Raw genomic sequence first — 19,792 nt, forward strand, 5'->3', positions numbered from 1 at the left:
ATTATATGTCTAAAATTCATGCAGCTATAACGGCCGTAAATGGGTATGTTCCAGACTACATCCTTACAAATAAGGAACTGGAAACAATGGTAGATACAAACGACGAATGGATTGTAAGTCGGACTGGTATCAAAGAACGCCGAATTTTAAAAGGTGAAGGTTTAGCGACTTCCGACCTGGCTGTGCCTGCAGTAAATGGATTGCTTAAAAAAAGAGGAATTACCGCAGCGGATATTGACCTTATTATCTTCTGCACCAGTACACCTGATATGCTGTTCCCTGCAACAGCAAACGTTCTTGCCGATAAAATCGGAGCAAAAAATGCCTGGGGTTACGACCTTCAAGCGGCTTGCTCGGGTTTCTTATTTGGCTTAACAACGGGTGCTCAATTTATCGAATCTGGAAAACATACGAAGGTTTTGGTTGTTGGTGCCGACAAAATGTCGTCGGTAGTAAACTACCAGGATCGTAATACTTGTATCCTTTTTGGTGATGGTTGTGGGGTTGTACTCCTAGAACCTAACGAGGAGGGAAATGGTATCCAAGACTCCATTTTAAAAACCGATGGTTCGGGTGGTCAATACCTAAATATCAAAGGTGGCGGATCCTTAAATCCTTCTACGCATGCTACCGTAGATGCGGGGATGCACTACGCTTACCAAGAAGGGAAAACGGTGTTTAAATTTGCCGTAACCAATATGGCGGATGTTGCACATGATATTATGCAACGTAATAACCTTACTGCCGACGATGTCGCTTGGTTAGTTCCTCATCAGGCCAACAAAAGAATTATTGATGCTACGGCTGAACGGGCTGGACTACCTGAGGATAAGGTAATGGTGAATATCCACAAATACGGAAATACAACTTCCGCAACAATACCGATGTGTCTTTGGGAGTGGGAAAACCAGCTTAAGAAAGGTGACAACTTAATTCTAGCGGCTTTTGGTGGTGGTTTCACTTGGGGCTCAATATACATCAAATGGGCATATTAATGCCTTCTACTTTTTTCGTATATTTAAACCTTTTATTGTTAAACATTTTTAAAAAAAACATAAAACCTACTGTAATATGAGTATGGATATCAAACAAATTCAAGACTTGATTAAATTCGTTTCTAAATCAGGTGTGAATGAAGTATCAATCGAAGAAAAAGATTTCAAGATTACAATAAAAACGAATCAGGAACCTACTTTCGTAACGGCATCTATCCCTACTGCAGCTCCTGTTGTGGCGGCAGCTCCAGTGGCAGCAGCACCTGTAGCAGCAGCAGCAGCAACAGCAACTCCGGCAACACCGGCGGTAGCGGCAGCAGCGAATGATGAGGCGCATTTAATTACCATTAAATCACCTATGATTGGTACATTCTACCGTTCTCCAGGTCCAGATAAGGCTGTATTTGCTAATGTTGGCGATGAAATTACACCTGGTAAAGTATTATGTATCGTTGAAGCAATGAAATTATTCAACGAAATTGAATCAGAAGTGTCTGGTAAAATCGTTAAAATCCTTGTGAACGACGCTCAACCTGTTGAGTACGATCAGCCTTTATTCTTAGTTGATCCAAGATAATCTCAAGCTGCTTTGTAAAGCAGCTTTTTGAGTTTAAATTAAGCGATTCCTATACGCGAAATAGGTTAATTCAAGTCATTCTTTATGTTTAAAAAAATATTAATAGCAAATAGAGGAGAAATTGCACTACGCATTATCCGTACCTGTCGCGAGATGGGCATTAAAAGTGTAGCCGTATATTCTACAGCTGATAGAGACAGTCTTCATGTGCGCTTTGCAGACGAAGCTGTGTGTATTGGCCCTCCTGCAAGTAGAGATTCTTACTTAAATATTCCTAATATTATTGCTGCTGCAGAATTAACAAATGCAGATGCAATTCACCCGGGTTATGGCTTCTTAGCAGAAAACGCTAAATTCTCGGCAATATGTGCTGAATATGGCATAAAATTTATCGGCGCTACAGCTGAACAAATTGAAAAAATGGGCGATAAGTCCATGGCTAAACGTACTATGCAAGAGGCTGGCGTACCGACGGTACCTGGTTCTCCAGGGTTAATTCCGGATGTTAAAACGGGTATTCAGTTGGCTAATGAAATTGGGTATCCTGTTATCATTAAGGCTACTGCCGGTGGTGGTGGTCGTGGTATGCGTATTATCTATAAAGATGAGGACTTCGAACCTAACTGGGACTCGGCACGTACAGAGTCTGCCGCTGCCTTCGGCAACGATGGTATTTATTTGGAGAAGTTCGTTGAAGAGCCTAGACATATTGAAATTCAGGTTATCGGCGACCAGTACGGTACGGTATGTCACCTTTCTGAAAGGGACTGCTCTATCCAGCGCCGTCACCAGAAATTGGTCGAAGAAGCACCATCACCTTTCGTAACGCCAGAATTAAGGGCTCGAATGGGTGAGGCTGCCATAAAAGGAGCGCAAGCTGTAAAATATGAGGGTGCCGGAACCGTAGAATTTTTGGTCGATAAACACCGTAACTTCTACTTTATGGAAATGAATACGCGTATTCAGGTAGAACACCCCGTTACTGAAGAGGTTATAAACTTCGACTTAATTAAAGAGCAGATTAAAGTTGCTGCAGGGATCCCTATATCGGGGAAAAGCTATGAGCCTACCATGCATGCCATTGAATGCCGTATCAATGCGGAAGATCCATTCAATAACTTCCGCCCGTCGCCAGGAAAAATTACAAATTTCCACTCCCCGGGAGGTCATGGTGTACGCGTAGATACGCATGTTTATGCAGGTTACACTATTCCACCGAACTATGACTCTATGATTGCGAAACTTATTACCGTAGCGCAAACGCGTGAAGAGGCAATTAGTACCATGGAACGTGCCTTAAGTGAATTTGTAATTGAAGGGGTGAAAACTACTATTCCTTTGCATTTACGTTTAATGCGTGATCCAAACTTTAGAGCAGGAAATTTCACAACAAAATTTATGGAAACTTTCGATCTATCGGAATATGCCGAAGAAGAGGAAGCGTAATAATTTTGTTTTCATCGTAAAAGAATACCATTCTTATCTTTAAGAATGGTATTTTTGTTTTCTATTCATCGATAACTATGTCATCAAGTAAAGAACTAATTAAAGCTATAAAAGATAAAGGAAAGAGCCTTGAAGGAGAAATGTCTTTCTTCGAACACTTGGAGGTGCTCCGCTGGCACATTATCCGTACAGTAATTGCTATTATTGTTTTTGCTATCCTCGCTTTCTCCTTTTACGATTTTGTATTTAACGACATTATTATGGGCCCCAAAAATTTGGATTTTTGGACCTACAGGATGATGTGTAAGGTTGGAGCATTGTTGCACTTAGATGGCTTCTGTGTTGAACGTATCCCTTTCAATATTATAAGTACCGAGCTTACCGGACAGTTTATGTTGCAGATTAACTCCTGCCTTTTAATGGCCGTTGCTTTGGGCTTTCCTTATTTATTATTTGAAATTTGGCTCTTCGTAAAACCTGCACTTACCGATAAAGAAAGGCGGTCGGCTCGTGGTTTTGTATTTTATGCGACCATCTTATTTGCGCTTGGCGCTTTATTTGGCTATTATATCGTTGTACCTTTATCGATAAATTTCTTAGCGAATGTTTCCTTGAGCAGTGAGATTACAAACCAGATTACCATCGACAATTATCTTTCTACAATTGCTACCTTAACTTTAGGTTGTGGTATTGTATTCTTATTGCCAATCTTAGTATTTATACTCTCCCAATTAGGTTTAATGACGCCACAATTTATGCGTGCCAGCCGTCGTTATGCTATTGTAATAATTTTAATTATTGCTGCCGTGATTACGCCTTCGGCGGATGTTATCACCATGCTTACCGTAAGTGCACCGATGTTTATCTTGTACGAGCTGAGTATTATGGTATCTGCAAATGTGAAGAAAAATCGCGATCAGAAAGAAAAAGAATTTTATAAATCATAAACCATTATATCATGAAAATTGCCATTGGAAGTGATCATGCCGGATTTGAATACAAATCTCAACTTATTGTTTTTCTACAAGAATTAGGTTATGACGTTAAGGATTTTGGAACGCATTCCTTGGATTCTGTAGACTACCCAGACTTTGCGCATCCGGTAGCATCATCGGTTGAAAACGGAGAAAATACTTTGGGTATTTTAGTATGTGGGTCAGCAAATGGTGTGGCCATCACCGCCAATAAACATCAGGGCATACGTGCTGCAATTGCTTGGCAAAATGAAATCGCAGCCCTTGCCAGACAGCACAACAACGCTAATATCGTCTGTATACCGGCACGTTTTATTGATATTGAACTGGCAAAAAAAATTACCGAAACATTTTTAACCACCGAATTTGAAGGCGGCCGTCATGCCAATCGGGTAGGGAAAATTGCTTGTGCTTAAACTTTAAACATGGGATAACGATGAAAAAGATACTCTCTATACTCTTTATCTTACCCATGCTGAGCAGCTGCTCTTATGGTCAGGTACATAAAAAATATGCAAATTTAATAACCGAAAGCACTTCAAAAGCCCACTTAACGGTATTGGCGAGTCCAGCTTTTGAAGGTCGTGGTACGGGACAAGCTGGTGGTAAAAAAGCGGCGGATTATATTGCCGAACAGTTTAAACAATATGGCCTTAAAACCATTACTGCGGATAACTCCTACTTTCAACCGGTATCTTTAATCCGCACTGGATACCAAGTCGATTATTTTAAAATTGGCCAGGAGGATTATGCTTTTGGGAAGGACTTTTTTGTTACGGCCGACAATAATTTTTCGGATATCAACGCAACGGATATTGTATTTGTGGGCTATGGTTTGCAAGACGACAAATACAATGAACTTAAAAATGTTGATGTAAAAGATAAAATTATTCTGCTTATCAATGAGGGGGAGCCTTATGATACACAGGGCAACTCGCTGCTTACGCAGAGCAAACAACAGTCTGAATGGTCATCAAGTAGGTTTAAGCGTATTCAGGCCTTACTAAGGCTAAAGCCTAAAATGATTTTAGCCACTGGCCCAGGCGCACAGAAAATGATTAACCAAGGTTCCGATCGTAACGTTACAGGGCGTATTTCATTGGACGATGGGAAGGATTATGATAATCGGAGGCCTATGCAGCCTATACCGGTTGTACATATTTTGGAAGCTACAGCAGATAAAATCTTAGCGAAGGGAAATTCTTCCTTAGCTGCCTTTGTAAAAAATGCTGCCCAAGGGCCTCAGGCTGCTTTGCATATCCCCGTTACGGTAAACAGCAAAATGGGGATACGAATAGACCGTATTTTTGACCCCAATGTACTGGGAATGATTGAAGGTAGCGATCGTAAAAACGAGTATGTTATCGTTTCCGGTCACTATGACCATGACGGCATATTACCCAATGGTGTTATCTTTCCTGGAGCAGACGATAATGCATCGGGTACCGTAGCTGTATTGGAGCTGGCACGGGTATTTGCTAAGGCTAAAGCGGATGGCAACGGGCCGCGCAGAAGCCTTATCTTCATCGCCTTGGCAGCCGAAGAAAAAGGTTTGCTGGGCTCGCAATATTATGTTGAAAATCCTTTGGTGCCCCTTGAAAATACAGTAGTTAATATGAACATCGATATGATTGGTCGTATTGATGATATCCATCTTAAAACTGGCGACCCCAATTATATCCACGCCATAGGCTTAGATAAGTTGAGCTCGGAATTGCAAAGCATTACCGAAAAGGTAAATGCTGAACATACGAAGCTAAAATTAGATTATACCTACAACGATCCAAATGAGCCTATGAAACTTTATTACCGCTCGGATCACTATAACTTTGCCAAAAAGGGCATTCCTGCGGCTTTCTTTTTTTCGGGTTTACACCCCGATTATCACACCCCGAATGATACGGTAGATAAGATTGAATTTCCACTTATGGTGAAACGTGAAAAACTTATCTTTTATACCCTCTGGGAAATTGCCAATCGCGACAAAAAAATTGTTGTCGACAGCAACAAAAAATAATAATAATCGCTTATAGGACTTCCTTAAATTCATAGCTTGAAAAAACTGCAGCTGCATATCTGAAGAAGGTATGCAGCTGTTGTCGTTGATAAAACTTTTCGTCGTTTCTATTGTTTTATACTAAATCCAATAATTGATTTATGGCCTTTGTAGATTATTATAGTATTTTGGGTGTAGATAAGGATGCCAGCCCGGCCGATATTAAAAAAGCATATCGCAAAATGGCCCGTAAATATCACCCCGATTTAAACCCCGACGATGAGGTTGCTAAAAAGAAATTTCAAGAACTAAACGAGGCGAATGAGGTATTAACAGATCCTGAAAAACGCAAGCAGTATGATCAGTACGGTGAGCATTGGAAACATGCCGATACATATGAACGAACACAGCAACAGCATGCTGGCCATGGATATGGCGGACAGCCTTTTGGGGATTCGGATTTTAACTACAATGGCAACTACGATACTGGAGAGTTTTCCGACTTTTTTGAACAGATGTTTGGCTCTCGATTTGGTTCTAGTAGAAGGGGCTCCTTCAGGGGGCAAGATTATAATGCCGAAATTGAACTTACGTTGCTGCAGGCGGCTACTACGCAGCAACAGACTTTCGCTGTTAATGGCAAGAATATACGTATCACCATTCCGGCGGGGGTGCAGGATGGACAAAAAATAAAGTTGAAAGGTCAGGGTGCTGAGGGCGGCAATGGCGGACCAAAAGGCGACTTGTATATTACTTTCCATATTAAACCTGACAGCAAATTGGTACGGAAAGGTGATGATCTGTATAGCCACCTGGATATAGACTTGTTTACGGCGCTATTGGGGGGCGAGGCCTTGGTGGAAACATTAGACGCAAAAATTAAAGTAAAAATAAAGCCGGAAATACAAAATGGCAGCAAAATAAGATTAAAAGGGAAAGGGTTTCCTCGGTATAAACAGCAGGATTCTTATGGTGATTTTTACGCCGAGATCAATATAAAAATGCCGACCAATCTAACGGATGATCAGAAGGCTTTACTCCAACAAGTTGCGGATTTAAATACCTAATACTATGTCAACAAATTTATTTAAGGTTATTGATATTTGTCAATCCAACCATATTGAAACTTCTTTCGTTCGCGCCTTGCAGCAGAATGGATTATTAGAGCTTATCGTGATTGAGAGTCAGGAGTTTGTTCATGAGGACCACCTACCGCAGCTGCAGCGCTTTTCAAGCTGGTATTATGACCTGGAAATTAATATTCAGGGTATTGAGGTTGTCGAAGATTTGGTCCGTAGAATAGAGCAATTACAAAGAGAGGTAAAACGTTTAAAGCAGGTTTAGTTAGATTTTTTGTTATCTTGCGCCTTCAAAAAATTTAACCTATCATGCAATTAATCTATCAAGGGAAGACAAAAGATGTTTATGATTTAGGCAATCATACCTTTTTATTAAAATTTAAAGACGATGTAACGGGTGAAAATGGTGTTTTTGATCCGGGCGCGAATACCGTTGGCCTTACCATCGAAGGAGCTGGAAAATCAGGCTTAAAAATGACCAAGTTTTTCTATGAACGCTTAAATAGCCTTAATATACCTACACATTTTATTGCTGCAGATCTGGACGAGGTTACCATGACCGTTAAAGAAGCAGAAGTCTTGGGTAAAGGTTTGGAAGTTATCTGCCGTTATAAAGCGGTTGGAAGCTTCTTCAGACGTTATGCGGCATATGCGCAGGAGGCTCAGGCTTTAGATGCCTTAGTAGAGGTTACAATTAAAGATGACGAAAGAGGGGACCCTGTTATTTCGGAGGATACCTTGGCAGAACTGGGCATATTATCTAAAGAGTTATACCAGGAACTTAAAGCATTGACACGTAAAATCTGTGGTATCGTTAAAGAGGAATTGGCAAAAAAAGGCTTGGAGCTTTACGATATTAAACTGGAATTTGGGTACGACAAAACCAACAAGCAGATTATGTTAATTGACGAAATTTCTGGCGGTAATATGCGGGTGTATAAAGATGGAGTATATATTACTCCTTTGGCCTTGGAGAAAGAGTTTTTAGCCTAATATCAAAGCTGCCCCAACTATATAGGGCAGCTTTTTTTATCCTGTCTTAATGCTTTGCTTCTACTTGGATGGTGTCTTGCCTTATGGTTTGATAGCTTTTATCGAGGTAATGTACAAAATAGTTGTTCGGACCGAGTTTTAGGGGCATTTCCTGTCTTCCTTTTTTATCGAGTATCCTAAAAACATGAACTCCTGTTTGTGTGCCATAATCGGCATAAATTTTAATATACTTCGTTTTTTTTAGGCGCTTCAACGGTATCGTCACATCTTCCAGGCGTTGCTGTTCTGTGTCAAATACCTGCCACTGCATTAACCGATTTTTCTTCATCTGCAGCTCTTCCGCATTTATATTAGCTAAATATACTACCTTACAGAATGGACAGGCTTGGTGCTGTGCCCGTTGGGTATAATACAACAGACTAAGTGCTTTATTCTGACCATAGGGAATGTACACATGGCGTATATCGACTTGATTGGCCAGGCTGTCGTCTTTTTGGTAATAATATGCCTTATTATACGTCTTCCGCACATATCCTGCCGTATCTATGGAGGCTTTATGATGTGTTATGGCCACCAGGTGGTATGTCGGACTACCTGTCGTAAAACTTGAAAATAGAATCTTGGTACCTCTTCTGGCCCAAAGATCGAAACTTTGCATAACTACCTTATCATCAGAATATAGACTATCCATGCGTAGGCCTTTTTTCAACTCGTCTGGATAGGGTTTGTAATTCTCATAAACCCAAACATTGACCTTTTCTTTTGGATTAAAATACAAATCTACATCTTGCGTAAAAATGCCGCCACGCGCAAATCTTGACGTCGTACATCCCCCCAGTGTAATACATAGAAAACCAATAATTGCTAAACTCAAATAACGCATAACTTCTTGTTTTTAAAAATCGATATGGATAGGAATTACATCGCGTATACCTCAGGACGCTTGTTAGGAAGAGTGGTTTGCCATGTTCCCGGTTTCCAGTATCTTTGAATATTTTATAGTTTATTATTTATAATTTGTTAGTTAGTAGGCACTTACAATCTCACATGCCGTTCTTTACGGATCAACTTAATTTTACCGCTGTATCCTGCGCATGCCTATATAGCCCTTGCAGACAAAATAAAGCCTATATTTTTAAGTTATCATACTATCCATAATATCGTTTCCTGCTGGTCATAATTTTTAACGTCTCCTTGTATTTTTTTCAAATGTATAGATAGCTCCTGCTAAATATTTTATGCGCTCCAAAACTATAGGTTTCTAGCTTTCGGGAAATATTGCACACGCTGTATTCTATAATTTGAAAGCTGCCAAAGGACCGTTAATTTGGTCTTTAATCTTGGTAAACTCTTTACCCCATGCCTCCACTTTTAAAGGCCGCCCGAAGTAATAATCCTAGATTTACGGTAAGCACGAATCTAAAACTAATTCTGTATTTATGCAACTCGTAGATTAGTTTATACGGTGTATTGGCTAATCCATGCGCCAACGTCGGTTGGATTTTTTTGCTCCATGTTTTGACTTTCGATCCAGCCTAGCAACAATCTTGGCGCGTGGTACTTTTGTGGGAACACGCTTTTTAACGGGTATTAAAGCCCGTTGAACAAGATGTATAATTTTTTTTATAGCGAGCTCCTTATTTGTAAACTGGCTACGGCTTTCGGAAACATCGATCTGTAAAAAACCGCTGCCTTGTAACCGGTTAGAAAGCTTATTTTGAACGGCTATTTTCTCTTCTTGCGATAACAAGTTGGAAGACCAAAAATCCCAAAGTACTATTACCCGAGTCTCCACCTTATTAACATGCTGTCCGCCAGCACCTCCCGAACGGGAAGTTTTGACAATTAACTCTTTTTGTATTAATGCAGGATCTAGTAATTTCATATAAACTTTACGATTTTATTGCAAAACGATTGTAAAACCTTAGTTAACTTTGGCTGTTGTAAATATAAAGACAAAAACTTCATGAAAATAGGAATAGTTTGTTATCCAACATTTGGTGGATCTGGGGTCGTAGCTACAGAACTAGGAAAGGGTTTAGCCTCCCAAGGTCACCAAGTGCATTTCATTACCTACAGTCAGCCCGCACGGTTGGATTTTTTCTCGGAGAATTTATTTTATCATGAAGTTGCCGTTTCTCAATACCCTCTTTTTGATTTCCCTCCGTATGAATCGGCCTTAGCCAGTAAACTCGTAGATGTGGTACGCTTTGAGGAGTTAGATGTATTGCATGTACACTACGCTATTCCGCATGCCTCTGCCGCTTATCTTGCCAAGCAGATTTTAAAATCTTACGGCATTCACATTCCCGTAGTAACGACCTTACACGGCACTGATATTACGTTGGTTGGACGCGACAAGAGTTTTAAGCCTGTTGTAACATTTTCCATCAATGAATCAGACGGTGTAACAACGGTATCGGAGAGTCTAAAAAACCAGACCCTGGAGTTTTTTGATATTACCCGTGATATTGAAGTTATCCCGAATTTTATCGACTTAAATCGCTTTGTAAATAAAAAACGTGAACATTTCCGTAAGGCGATTGCACCAGAGAATGAACGCATTTTAGTGCATACCTCCAACTTTAGAAAGGTAAAAAATACAACAGATGTTATCCGCATCTTCCAAAAGGTAACCGAAAAGGTACCTAGCAAACTGTTGATGGTTGGCGATGGCCCTGAACGTGGTAATGCGGAGGAGCTTTCTCGGCAGCTCGGGATTTCCAACTGTGTGCGTTTCCTCGGAAAACAGGATGCTATTGAGGAAATATTATCGGTATCGGATTTATTCTTGATGCCCTCTTCTTCCGAGAGTTTTGGATTGGCCGCATTGGAAGCTATGGCTTGTAGTGTGCCTGTTATCTCGTCTAATACTGGCGGACTACCCGAACTTAATGTCCATGGTGTTACAGGTTTCTTAAGCGATGTTGCTGATGTGGAAGACATGGCTCGACATGCCGTTTATATCTTAGAAGATTGTGAAAGATTGAAGCAATTTCAAGCCGCAGCATACCGTAGAGCACAGGATTTTGATATTGTAAATATCTTACCTTGGTACGAGCGTTATTATCAACAGGCCATTGATTCATTAAAAAAATAAAAACAATTCCTACTTTGCTGACCTATAGCAGGAAAAAAAATTATATCTTTGACTTTTGGAAAAATTCCAAAAGAAGCAATCATGAAATATAAACGTATCCTACTAAAACTTAGCGGTGAAGCCCTTATGGGTGAGCAGAATTATGGTATTGACATCAACAGAGTCGCTCAATACGCGAAAGACATTAAAGAAATCCATGAACAGGGCTTAGAAATTGCCATTGTTATCGGTGGTGGTAACATCTACAGAGGCTTGAGTGCTGAAAAAGCAGGCATGGATCGTGTTCAGGCAGACTATATGGGGATGTTGGCAACTGTAATAAACAGCATGGCTTTACAAGATGCGTTGGAAAAAGTGGGCTTGAAAACTCGTTTGTTGACCGCGATTAAAATGGAACAAATATGTGAGCCTTTTATTCGCAGACGTGCGGTAAGACACTTGGAGAAAGGTAGAATTGTGATCTTCGGTGCTGGTACAGGAAATCCATACTTTACAACAGATACTGCAGCATCGTTACGTGCAATAGAAATAAATGCAGATGCTGTTCTTAAAGGTACGCGTGTGGATGGTATTTATACTGCAGACCCTGAAAAAGATCCAAACGCTACGCGTTATGACCATATCTCTTTTACCGAGGTATATGCTAAAAACTTGAATGTTATGGATATGACCGCATTCACGTTATGTCAAGAAAATAATTTACCGATTATTGTGTTTGATATGAATAAGCCTGGAAACCTTAAAAAATTGGCTGAGGGTGAACATATTGGCACGCTAGTAAGCTAAGAAAAAAATATACAGAAATATGAACGAACTGATAGCTATAGAATTAGACGACTGCAAAGAAAAAATGACCAAAGCAGTTGCGCATACCGAATCAGAACTTACCAAAATCCGCGCTGGAAAGGCTACGCCTTCGATGTTGGATGGTATACATGTTGATTATTATGGTGCTGCAACGCCACTATCTCAAGTGAGTAATGTAAACACCACGGATGCACGTACTATTGTAATTCAACCTTGGGAGAAAAACCTTTTATCTACCATTGAAAAAGCAATCGTAGATTCGAATATTGGCTTGAACCCGCAAAATGATGGTGTTGTTATCCGTTTAGTGGTGCCACCACTTACAGAGGAAAGAAGACGCGACCTCGTTAAGAAAGTAAAAGAAGAAGCTGAAAAAGGCCGTGTTGGTGTTCGTAACATCCGTAAAGATGCTAACGAATCCATCAAAAAACTTAAAAATGACGGTGCCTCTGAAGACGAAATTAAAGTTGGCGAAGGGGAAGTTCAAAAATTGACTGACATTTATATTGTTAAGGTTGATCAATTGGCAGAATTGAAGGAAAAAGATATTATGACCGTATAATTGAATAGAGGCTGTCTTGTAAAGGCAGCCTCTTCTATTTGCCCCCCCTCCCCCTCTCCCACTACCTTCTATACCGGTAAGCTGCCAACCAATACCCCAGCAAACGAGCTCTCCGACAATCTTTACGATGCCCTATTGAAACTAAAAATTTTATTATCTTTAGTAAAATTTCAATTGATATATATATAATTCTATAATAATCCTTTATGCAATCGAGACGTAATTTTATAAAAAAAGCTGGCATAGGAGCCTTGGGAGCTTATTTAGGATCTTCATTTATCAGCTCATGTACATCGCATAATGTAAAAGGCGATAGTCCCTTTTCGAATATAGGATTGCAGGCCTATTCGCTGCGCGATTTATTGACCCAAGACGCAAAACTTACCTTAGAGACCATTGCTAAAATTGGTTATAGCCATATCGAGACTTTTGGTGTTAATTTGGCCGACAATTCATTCTGGGGATTAAAAACACTAGAACTCAAGAAAATATTAAGCGATAATAACCTGAAGACCTATAGCGGTCATTATGATTTAAGTAAGTATTTAAGTCGTAAGCATACCGATAAGGAAAGTGTGGAGCGCTATATTGACATAGCACAGGAACTGGGACAGAAGTATGTTATTGCGCCCGTTACACCGATGGATGACTTAAATAACCTTAAAGTGGAGGATTACCAATATGCCGCAGAACAGCTTAACAAAGCAGGTGAGCTAGCGAAAAAGGCTGGTATTACCATGGGGTATCATAATCACTTCTGGGAGTTTAGGGATTTTGCTAACGGCACTAAAGGTCTGGATATTATGATTGCCTTTACCGAGCCTGAATTGGTAACTTTTGAACTCGATATCTTTTGGATTGAAAAAGCAGGATTAAGTCCGGAATCTTATTTTAAAAAATATCCTGGTCGTTTTAGTTTATGGCATGTTAAGGATATGGATAAAAATTATACCGCCCCAATTATAGGCGAAAAGATGGATAACCTACCCTTTGATAGCTTAATCAATACGATAAAATATACCGAAGTAGGAACGGGCCATATCGATTATATCAATATTGCACAGCATGCCCAAGAGGCCGGCTTACAGTATGCTTTCGTAGAGCAAGACGACATCTATTTGGCGAATAAATTTGAAAGCATCAAAAAGAGCTACGATTACGTACAGAAATTTTTGGCCAAATAAAAAAAGCGCTCAAAATATCGAATATGTTTTGAGCGCCTTTTGTATACTGTAAAGAATTAAAATTTCATGTTCTCTACCTCATGAGCCGTTTCCTCGACTTTCTCTTTTAATCCTTTTTTAAAGGCTAGAATATTTTCTGCAACCTTAACATCTGTGGTACCTATAATCTGTGCGGCCAAAATACCTGCATTTTTTGCCGCATTTAATGCAACTGTAGCCACAGGAATACCATTTGGCATCTGTAGGATTGATAAAACCGAATCCCAGCCGTCAATAGAATTGGAAGACTTAACAGGAACACCAATAACCGGTAGGTGTGTAATCGATGCTACCATCCCAGGAAGGTGCGCAGCACCACCTGCACCGGCAATAATAACTTTAATACCACGTGCTGCTGCCTCCTCGGCATAGGCAAACATACGGTGCGGTGTGCGGTGTGCTGAAACTATGGTAACCTCAAAACCAACACCCAAATCTTTTAAAACATCGACAGCATCCTGCATAACCGGAAGATCCGATTTGCTTCCCATAATGATGCCTACTTGTACAGTTTGTGAACTCATGAATATTATGCGATAACTTTAAGTATTTCCTGAACTTTGCGCGCGTTGCTGATTGCCGTTTCTCGATCTACGTTAACAATGCAAACATGCCCCATCTTACGGAAAGGTTTTGTGTATTTCTTTCCATACAAGTGTAAATATACACCATCTATAGCTAATATTTCCTCGACACCTTCATATTTTGCTAAGCCTTCATATCCTGCTTCACCCAATAAATTAATCATCACAGCATTCGAACGCGCCTCGGTATTGCCTAATGGCAGATTAAATAGCGCACGTAAATGCTGCCCAAACTGGGATGTAAAATTCCCTTCAATAGTTTGGTGGCCCGAATTATGTGGCCTTGGTGCCAGCTCATTTACTAGAATTTCGCCGTTTTTGGTTAAAAACATTTCCACAGCCAAAAGACCTACAATCTGTAAATCATTGGCGATCTTTTTTGCCAAATCTTCGGCCTGCTGCTGGATTTCAAAACCATAGGTCGATGGTGATATCAGAAACTCCACCAAATTCGCTTCTGGATTAAATTCCATCTCCACCATAGGGAAAGTTTTAACCTCTCCTCTATCGTTTCGTGCCACGATTACAGCGATCTCCTTCTCAAAGGCTACAATCTCTTCAATGATACTAGGTTCTTCAAAAGCACCAGCTAAATCGTCTTTTGTACGGATAATTTTTACTCCTTTACCATCATAACCATCTCTTCTCAGCTTCTGTACATACGGTAATGGAAGGTTCGCCCCTTCTAAGGACTCTTTATTTGAAAACAGTTGAAATGCCGATGTAGGAATATCATTTTGCTTGAAAAATTGTTTTTGCAACCCTTTATCCTGTATCAAACGAATAACCCTAGACTGTGGGTAAACCACTACCCCTTCATTTTCCAGGGCTTCTAGCGCATCAACATTAACTTTCTCAATCTCGATAGTAATCATGTCCAGGTCTTTACCGAAGTTATAAACCGTATCATAGTCACTCAGGGAGCCACACTCAAAATGATTGCACAGCTTCCGACACGGCGCATTTTTGTCCGGATCAAGGATATGTACATTCACATTGTAGCTAATAGCTTCTTGGATTAGCATACGCCCTAATTGGCCGCCACCAAGAATACCTAACTGTAACTCACCATAAAAATCTTTTGCCATAATTTATATTCATACTTAAACAGTCTCTTCAAAATACTTATCCTGAAAGATCTGCTCTTTATCTATTTTCTTTTGTAATTCTAAAAATGCACCGATTAGTGCTTCAGGTCTTGGCGGACAGCCTTGCACATACACATCAACCGGAATAATACGTTCCACACCTTTTACAACATGATAACCATGCTGCCAATATGGGCCACCACAATTTGAACAGGACCCCATCGAAATTACATAGCGAGGTTCGGGCATTTGCTCGTATAAGCGTTTGATACGATCGGCCATTTTAAATGTCACCGTTCCCGCAATAATCATCACATCGGCTTGCCGCGGCGAAGGCCTCGGAAATACACCTAAACGATCTAAATCGTAGGTTGCAGCCATTGCGCCCATCATCTCAATGGCACAGCAGGCAATTCCAAAACTAACGGGCCACATCGACGACAATCGAGCCCAATTCAACAGGTCATCAATCTTGGCTACAACAACACCATTAGATTTCAGTTCTTGTTCTAAACTCATGCTCCTGGTTTTTTAAATCTAGGCTTAAACCCTACAGAAGGAGATTTTGCCGCAGTATCAACCGGTGCTGCTGCTGCTGCTGACGCTGCTGCACTATCCTGCTGCGCAGAATGTGGCACGGCCTTGTAATCTCTAACTACGTAAATACGTTCATTAAGGGTTTTATAAGCAGCGGATGGAATATTTACGGTCGTAACGGGTAGCCGATGTTTCGGCTTTATCCAGTTTAGATCTCCTCGCTTCCATACATACACTAATCCGATGATTAAAATGGATAAAAAGATGGCCATTTCTACAAGCGTAAACCATCCCCATCTACTGTCGATATGTATAAAATCTTTGTTTCCAAAAACCGTAGCCCAAGGAAATATAAATATCAGCTCAACATCAAATAATAAAAACACTAAGGCTATAACATAAAACCGCGGATTAAACTGCAGCCATGCAGAGCCTACCGTTTCTTCACCACACTCGTAGGTACTGTTTTTAATCGGGTTAGGCTTATGGGGGGCTAAAATCTTAGCTAAAAAAATGGTTAAACACACCAATAAAAATCCTATCATCCCCATGAGGAGGATAGAGCCATATGCGGAGAGTTGCGTGGGGTGGTCGTCCATAGTTGCAAAATTAACAATAAATTCTTTTACTTCTAAAATTAAGCAACAAAATTGAAATTAAAAACACAAAAACCATCTTCAGCATAGAAGCCAATACCTATTAACCACATCCTATTGAAATCGGGGAAACGGGAAGCGGGAAACAGCGACCTTGCAACGCAAAGAAGGTGACCATACGGGCCACCTTCTTTATATATTTAATACAATAAAATACAAAAATAGTTAGAATGGTTTACCAGGCATTTTTGGCATATTTCGCATTAACTTTGCTGCCATCGCCGGGTTAGACATCTGCTTCATCACTTTACGCATATCCATAAATTGCTTTAACAGCTTATTAACTTCGTTGATATCCGTACCAGAACCTTTTGCAATACGCATCCTCCGCTTCTGATCTATCACATCTGGGTTCTCTCTTTCGAAAGGTGTCATAGAGTCGATAATTGCTTCAATAGGTTTAAAAGCATCATCTTCAATTTCTACATCCTTCAACGCTTTTCCGGCACCTGGAATCATACCGATAAGGTCTTTCATATTACCCATCTTCTTGATCTGCTGGATTTGTGATCTAAAGTCGTTGAAATCGAATTTATTTTTACGGATTTTTTTCTGTAGTTCGGCCGCTTGTTTTTCATCAAACTGCTGCTGCGCGCGCTCTACCAACGAAACCACGTCGCCCATGCCTAAGATACGCGAAGCCATACGGTCTGGATAGAAAACATCCAAAGCCTCCATTTTCTCTCCCGTACCAATAAACTTGATAGGTTTATTCACCACCGACTTAATAGACAAGGCTGCCCCACCACGGGTATCACCATCCAATTTGGTTAAAACAACACCGGTAAAGTCTAATCTATCGTTAAAAGCTTTGGCTGTATTTACAGCATCCTGCCCCGTCATCGCATCCACCACAAACAGAATTTCATGTGGCTGCGTAACTTCTTTAACGGCGGTAATTTCGTTCATCAAGGCCTCATCAATTGCCAGACGACCAGCGGTATCGATAATTACCACATTATGTCCATTGCGTTTACCTTCCTCAACACCTGCTTTGGCAATAGCAATAGGGTCGGTAGATTCGCGATCTACATACACGGGCACCCCAACCTGTCCGGCCAAAACCTCCAATTGGTCTATCGCTGCCGGACGATAAACGTCGCCTGCCACCAACAATGGTTTTTTACCTTTTTTGTCTTTCAAGTAATTCGCCAATTTACCGGTAAATGTGGTTTTACCCGCACCATTCAAACCTGCAATAAGGATTACAGTAGGGTTTTTCGACAAATCGACATCTGTCACCGTACCCCCCATTAAGGCTGTCAACTCATCGTTCATGATTTTCGTTAACAACTGTCCTGGCGAGATACTGGTCAGTACATTTTCACCTAAGGCTTTTTGCTTTACCTCATCGGTAAATGTTTTAGCCGTTTTATAATTCACATCGGCATCTAATAATGCCTTACGAATTTCCTTCATCGTCTCAGCGACGTTGATTTCGGTAATATTTCCCTGCCCTTTTAATACTTTAAAGGCTCTATCTAACTTATCCTGAAGATTTGAAAACATATTCTATCGATTGAATTTTTTCTTAAGTGGCAAAGTTACAAAATATTTAGCATTCGTACTCGTCCAATTTCACAGCTCTTTTTACAGATTAAAAATGTAATTTTGAAATATACCTTATTGTAGATCGCCTATGGACAATATCTCAATTCATATCAATATATATGCGCTTATTATTTGGTTAATACTGTTGCTCGGTATTAGCTATATTTATAGGCAATGGAGAATAGAAAAACTGAAAACAGCAAAACTGGAGAAGGTCCTGAAGGATACAGAAGACAAAATACAGGCTATACAACTTGCGGATATCGACTATAAGCTGAACCCACATTTATTTAAAAATGTCTTAAATGCGATACAGTCGCATGCCTACCAAACCTATCATTCCTTAGATTCACTGTCTAATGTTTTAGACTATATTCTATACGAAAGCAAACGTAAGTATGTAAGCCCCAGCCAAGAAATTGACTTTGCAGCCAGTCTTATTGAGATATACAAAATTAAATTAAGCCCTTTTTTTGATTTGAAGCTTAAAAGATTAATAAACGACAACGAGCCACTGTTGAACCAGAAACTGATGGCGCCATTAATCTCCATAGATCTTATTGAAAATGCCTTTAAACATGCAGATCTGCAAAGTGCAAACTCGTTCATCGCCATAACCTTCGAATTCAGAAACAATATTTTCGCCTTAACCGTTGCCAATAAGGTATCGGAAAAAAAAGCCTTTAAAAAAGAAAACCACGGCTATGGCACCAATATCTTAAAACAACGCCTAGAGATTATTTACAAGGATAACTTTACTTTCGATAAATTTATCGAAGATGATGTTCATATTGCACATTTAAAAATAGATTTACTTGAACACAAAGCTAAAATGCTTGCTGCTCGATGATGAGCTGCCAAGCCTTACTTACTTAAAATTATTAGGACAGCAGATTCCGGAATTGGAAATTGTAAAAATCTATAATTGTCCAACGCGATTTATGGAAGATCTTCCGACATTGGAGTTTGATCTCGCCATTCTAGATATCGAAATGCCTGGAATTTCGGGATTAGAGATTGCTAAAACTTTATCCGACAAAGCTATTATCTTTACTACAGCCTACAGTGAGTATGCTGCAGACGCTTTTGATCTGAATGCCATCGATTATATCCGGAAGCCGCTACAGCTGGATCGCCTACGCATAGCTGTAGAAAAGGCTATTTTATTTTACCAGAGAAGCCGCAGTTCTACAGCAGATTTTATTACCTTAAATACAAATATCGGGAAATACATACTCTATTTTCATCAGATATTATACATCCGTACCTCCAGCCAAGACAGTCGGGATAAGACCATATCTTTAAATTCTGGAAAAGATATTCTAGCAAAAAATATTTCCCTACAGGCTCTCATGGAGCAGCTTCCTGCTGCGAAGTTCTGCCAAATAAATAAGAAGGAAATTATCGCCATGAACATTGTTCGCTCCTTCTCTCACGACCTTATTTCGAGCACCCTTGTCGTCGATCAAAAATTTATAGATTTTACTTTGGGAGAAAAATACCGGACGGATTTTATACAAAAATTAGCCCTTTAGGCACGTTACAAAAAAAGACCGCTTTATTACAATTCTATTTCTGTGCGCTCAAATTGCTTATACCTTTTTATTAATATTGGTCTATTTCG

The 19,792-nt window shown here is 40.0% G+C and carries 22 protein-coding genes; 15 read left to right on the forward strand and 7 right to left on the reverse strand.

Annotation, left to right across the window (positions count from 1 at the left end; all coding sequences use genetic code 11):
* Positions 1-5: 5 nt before the first annotated feature.
* The 9 genes from ACL9RF_RS15075 (at position 6) to ACL9RF_RS15115 (ending at position 8,060) form a co-directional block, all read left to right on the forward strand.
* On the forward strand, positions 6-995 hold the full coding sequence (locus ACL9RF_RS15075; RefSeq protein WP_422801464.1) for a beta-ketoacyl-ACP synthase III: 990 nt from the start codon (positions 6-8) through the stop codon (positions 993-995).
* A gap of 76 nt (positions 996-1,071) precedes the next feature.
* Positions 1,072-1,572 carry an acetyl-CoA carboxylase biotin carboxyl carrier protein gene (gene accB, locus ACL9RF_RS15080; RefSeq protein WP_422801465.1) on the forward strand — a complete coding sequence of 167 codons (501 nt, stop codon included), beginning with the start codon at positions 1,072-1,074 and terminating at the stop codon, positions 1,570-1,572.
* Positions 1,573-1,656: 84 nt separating this feature from the next.
* Positions 1,657-3,018, forward strand: coding sequence for an acetyl-CoA carboxylase biotin carboxylase subunit (gene accC / locus ACL9RF_RS15085; RefSeq protein WP_422801466.1), 1,362 nt, complete (start codon positions 1,657-1,659; stop codon positions 3,016-3,018).
* Positions 3,019-3,095: 77 nt separating this feature from the next.
* Entirely contained in the window at positions 3,096-3,965 is an 870-nt protein-coding gene (tatC, locus tag ACL9RF_RS15090; RefSeq protein ID WP_422801467.1) for a twin-arginine translocase subunit TatC, read from the forward strand.
* Between the two features lie 11 nt (positions 3,966-3,976).
* On the forward strand, positions 3,977-4,408 hold the full coding sequence (gene rpiB, locus ACL9RF_RS15095) for a ribose 5-phosphate isomerase B (RefSeq protein ID WP_422801468.1): 432 nt from the start codon (positions 3,977-3,979) through the stop codon (positions 4,406-4,408).
* Between the two features lie 20 nt (positions 4,409-4,428).
* Positions 4,429-6,009 carry a M28 family peptidase gene (locus ACL9RF_RS15100; RefSeq protein WP_422801469.1) on the forward strand — a complete coding sequence of 527 codons (1,581 nt, stop codon included), beginning with the start codon at positions 4,429-4,431 and terminating at the stop codon, positions 6,007-6,009.
* 140 nt (positions 6,010-6,149) lie between these two features.
* On the forward strand, positions 6,150-7,055 hold the full coding sequence (locus ACL9RF_RS15105) for a DnaJ C-terminal domain-containing protein (protein ID WP_422801470.1): 906 nt from the start codon (positions 6,150-6,152) through the stop codon (positions 7,053-7,055).
* Between the two features lie 4 nt (positions 7,056-7,059).
* The gene (locus tag ACL9RF_RS15110; RefSeq protein WP_422801471.1) at positions 7,060-7,332 is read left to right on the forward strand and encodes a chaperone modulator CbpM; all 273 of its coding nucleotides are present in this window, start codon (positions 7,060-7,062) and stop codon (positions 7,330-7,332) included.
* Between the two features lie 44 nt (positions 7,333-7,376).
* A complete protein-coding gene (locus ACL9RF_RS15115; protein WP_422801472.1) occupies positions 7,377-8,060 on the forward strand; it encodes a phosphoribosylaminoimidazolesuccinocarboxamide synthase in 684 nt (227 codons plus the stop codon).
* 46 nt (positions 8,061-8,106) lie between these two features.
* Here ACL9RF_RS15115 and ACL9RF_RS15120 read toward each other — a convergent pair whose 3' ends face one another.
* Entirely contained in the window at positions 8,107-8,943 is an 837-nt protein-coding gene (locus ACL9RF_RS15120; protein ID WP_422801473.1) for a hypothetical protein, read from the reverse strand.
* A gap of 591 nt (positions 8,944-9,534) precedes the next feature.
* Positions 9,535-9,945 carry an alternative ribosome rescue aminoacyl-tRNA hydrolase ArfB gene (arfB, locus tag ACL9RF_RS15125; RefSeq protein WP_422801474.1) on the reverse strand — a complete coding sequence of 137 codons (411 nt, stop codon included), beginning with the start codon at positions 9,943-9,945 and terminating at the stop codon, positions 9,535-9,537.
* An 81-nt stretch (positions 9,946-10,026) separates the two neighbouring features.
* Between arfB and bshA the strand changes: the two genes are divergently transcribed.
* From bshA to ACL9RF_RS15145, 4 genes are all read left to right on the forward strand, one after another.
* Positions 10,027-11,160: an N-acetyl-alpha-D-glucosaminyl L-malate synthase BshA gene (gene bshA, locus ACL9RF_RS15130; protein WP_422801475.1), complete on the forward strand. Its 1,134-nt coding sequence runs from the start codon at positions 10,027-10,029 to the stop codon at positions 11,158-11,160.
* An 81-nt stretch (positions 11,161-11,241) separates the two neighbouring features.
* A complete protein-coding gene (pyrH, locus tag ACL9RF_RS15135; protein WP_422801476.1) occupies positions 11,242-11,946 on the forward strand; it encodes a UMP kinase in 705 nt (234 codons plus the stop codon).
* Positions 11,947-11,965: 19 nt separating this feature from the next.
* Positions 11,966-12,529 (forward strand): ribosome recycling factor, encoded by a 564-nt coding sequence (gene frr, locus ACL9RF_RS15140; RefSeq protein ID WP_422801477.1) that lies wholly within the window; start codon positions 11,966-11,968, stop codon positions 12,527-12,529.
* Positions 12,530-12,735: 206 nt separating this feature from the next.
* Positions 12,736-13,713 carry a sugar phosphate isomerase/epimerase family protein gene (locus tag ACL9RF_RS15145; protein WP_422801478.1) on the forward strand — a complete coding sequence of 326 codons (978 nt, stop codon included), beginning with the start codon at positions 12,736-12,738 and terminating at the stop codon, positions 13,711-13,713.
* Between the two features lie 56 nt (positions 13,714-13,769).
* Here ACL9RF_RS15145 and purE read toward each other — a convergent pair whose 3' ends face one another.
* The 5 genes from purE to ffh form a co-directional block, all read right to left on the reverse strand.
* The gene (purE, locus tag ACL9RF_RS15150) at positions 13,770-14,276 is read right to left on the reverse strand and encodes a 5-(carboxyamino)imidazole ribonucleotide mutase (RefSeq protein WP_422801479.1); all 507 of its coding nucleotides are present in this window, start codon (positions 14,274-14,276) and stop codon (positions 13,770-13,772) included.
* A gap of 5 nt (positions 14,277-14,281) precedes the next feature.
* Entirely contained in the window at positions 14,282-15,424 is a 1,143-nt protein-coding gene (locus ACL9RF_RS15155; RefSeq protein ID WP_422801480.1) for a 5-(carboxyamino)imidazole ribonucleotide synthase, read from the reverse strand.
* A 15-nt stretch (positions 15,425-15,439) separates the two neighbouring features.
* A complete protein-coding gene (locus tag ACL9RF_RS15160) occupies positions 15,440-15,943 on the reverse strand; it encodes an NADH-quinone oxidoreductase subunit B (protein ID WP_422801481.1) in 504 nt (167 codons plus the stop codon).
* On the reverse strand, positions 15,940-16,560 hold the full coding sequence (locus tag ACL9RF_RS15165; protein WP_422801482.1) for an NADH-quinone oxidoreductase subunit A: 621 nt from the start codon (positions 16,558-16,560) through the stop codon (positions 15,940-15,942). The genes ACL9RF_RS15160 and ACL9RF_RS15165 overlap by 4 nt, the downstream gene beginning before the upstream one ends.
* Before the next feature lie 222 nt (positions 16,561-16,782).
* The gene (ffh, locus tag ACL9RF_RS15170) at positions 16,783-18,126 is read right to left on the reverse strand and encodes a signal recognition particle protein (RefSeq protein ID WP_422801483.1); all 1,344 of its coding nucleotides are present in this window, start codon (positions 18,124-18,126) and stop codon (positions 16,783-16,785) included.
* Positions 18,127-18,256: 130 nt separating this feature from the next.
* Here ffh and ACL9RF_RS15175 point away from each other — a divergent pair, with 130 nt between their 5' ends.
* Entirely contained in the window at positions 18,257-19,018 is a 762-nt protein-coding gene (locus ACL9RF_RS15175) for a histidine kinase (protein ID WP_422801484.1), read from the forward strand.
* A complete protein-coding gene (locus ACL9RF_RS15180) occupies positions 18,984-19,703 on the forward strand; it encodes a LytR/AlgR family response regulator transcription factor (RefSeq protein WP_422801485.1) in 720 nt (239 codons plus the stop codon). Before ACL9RF_RS15175 ends, ACL9RF_RS15180 begins: the two co-directional genes overlap by 35 nt.
* The last annotated feature ends 89 nt before the right edge of the window (positions 19,704-19,792 follow it).

The sequence above is a fragment of the Sphingobacterium sp. Mn56C genome, assembly GCF_049319645.1.
Lineage (GTDB): Bacteria > Bacteroidota > Bacteroidia > Sphingobacteriales > Sphingobacteriaceae > Sphingobacterium.

Bases quoted from the DNA above. Each gene is read 5' to 3' on its own strand.
- ACL9RF_RS15115 (WP_422801472.1), top strand. From the start codon at position 7,377: ATGCAATTAATCTATCAAGGGAAGACAAAAGATGTTTATGATTTAGGC.
- ACL9RF_RS15100 (WP_422801469.1), top strand. From the start codon at position 4,429: ATGAAAAAGATACTCTCTATACTCTTTATCTTACCCATGCTGAGCAGC.
- ACL9RF_RS15105 (WP_422801470.1), top strand. From the start codon at position 6,150: ATGGCCTTTGTAGATTATTATAGTATTTTGGGTGTAGATAAGGATGCC.
- accB (WP_422801465.1), top strand. From the start codon at position 1,072: ATGAGTATGGATATCAAACAAATTCAAGACTTGATTAAATTCGTTTCT.
- bshA (WP_422801475.1), top strand. From the start codon at position 10,027: ATGAAAATAGGAATAGTTTGTTATCCAACATTTGGTGGATCTGGGGTC.
- ACL9RF_RS15075 (WP_422801464.1), top strand. From the start codon at position 6: ATGTCTAAAATTCATGCAGCTATAACGGCCGTAAATGGGTATGTTCCA.
- arfB (WP_422801474.1), bottom strand. From the start codon at position 9,945: ATGAAATTACTAGATCCTGCATTAATACAAAAAGAGTTAATTGTCAAA.
- ACL9RF_RS15145 (WP_422801478.1), top strand. From the start codon at position 12,736: ATGCAATCGAGACGTAATTTTATAAAAAAAGCTGGCATAGGAGCCTTG.
- frr (WP_422801477.1), top strand. From the start codon at position 11,966: ATGAACGAACTGATAGCTATAGAATTAGACGACTGCAAAGAAAAAATG.
- accC (WP_422801466.1), top strand. From the start codon at position 1,657: ATGTTTAAAAAAATATTAATAGCAAATAGAGGAGAAATTGCACTACGC.
- pyrH (WP_422801476.1), top strand. From the start codon at position 11,242: ATGAAATATAAACGTATCCTACTAAAACTTAGCGGTGAAGCCCTTATG.
- purE (WP_422801479.1), bottom strand. From the start codon at position 14,276: ATGAGTTCACAAACTGTACAAGTAGGCATCATTATGGGAAGCAAATCG.
- ACL9RF_RS15175 (WP_422801484.1), top strand. From the start codon at position 18,257: ATGGACAATATCTCAATTCATATCAATATATATGCGCTTATTATTTGG.
- ACL9RF_RS15155 (WP_422801480.1), bottom strand. From the start codon at position 15,424: ATGGCAAAAGATTTTTATGGTGAGTTACAGTTAGGTATTCTTGGTGGC.
- ffh (WP_422801483.1), bottom strand. From the start codon at position 18,126: ATGTTTTCAAATCTTCAGGATAAGTTAGATAGAGCCTTTAAAGTATTA.
- rpiB (WP_422801468.1), top strand. From the start codon at position 3,977: ATGAAAATTGCCATTGGAAGTGATCATGCCGGATTTGAATACAAATCT.
- ACL9RF_RS15165 (WP_422801482.1), bottom strand. From the start codon at position 16,560: ATGGACGACCACCCCACGCAACTCTCCGCATATGGCTCTATCCTCCTC.
- ACL9RF_RS15120 (WP_422801473.1), bottom strand. From the start codon at position 8,943: ATGCGTTATTTGAGTTTAGCAATTATTGGTTTTCTATGTATTACACTG.
- tatC (WP_422801467.1), top strand. From the start codon at position 3,096: ATGTCATCAAGTAAAGAACTAATTAAAGCTATAAAAGATAAAGGAAAG.
- ACL9RF_RS15110 (WP_422801471.1), top strand. From the start codon at position 7,060: ATGTCAACAAATTTATTTAAGGTTATTGATATTTGTCAATCCAACCAT.
- ACL9RF_RS15160 (WP_422801481.1), bottom strand. From the start codon at position 15,943: ATGAGTTTAGAACAAGAACTGAAATCTAATGGTGTTGTTGTAGCCAAG.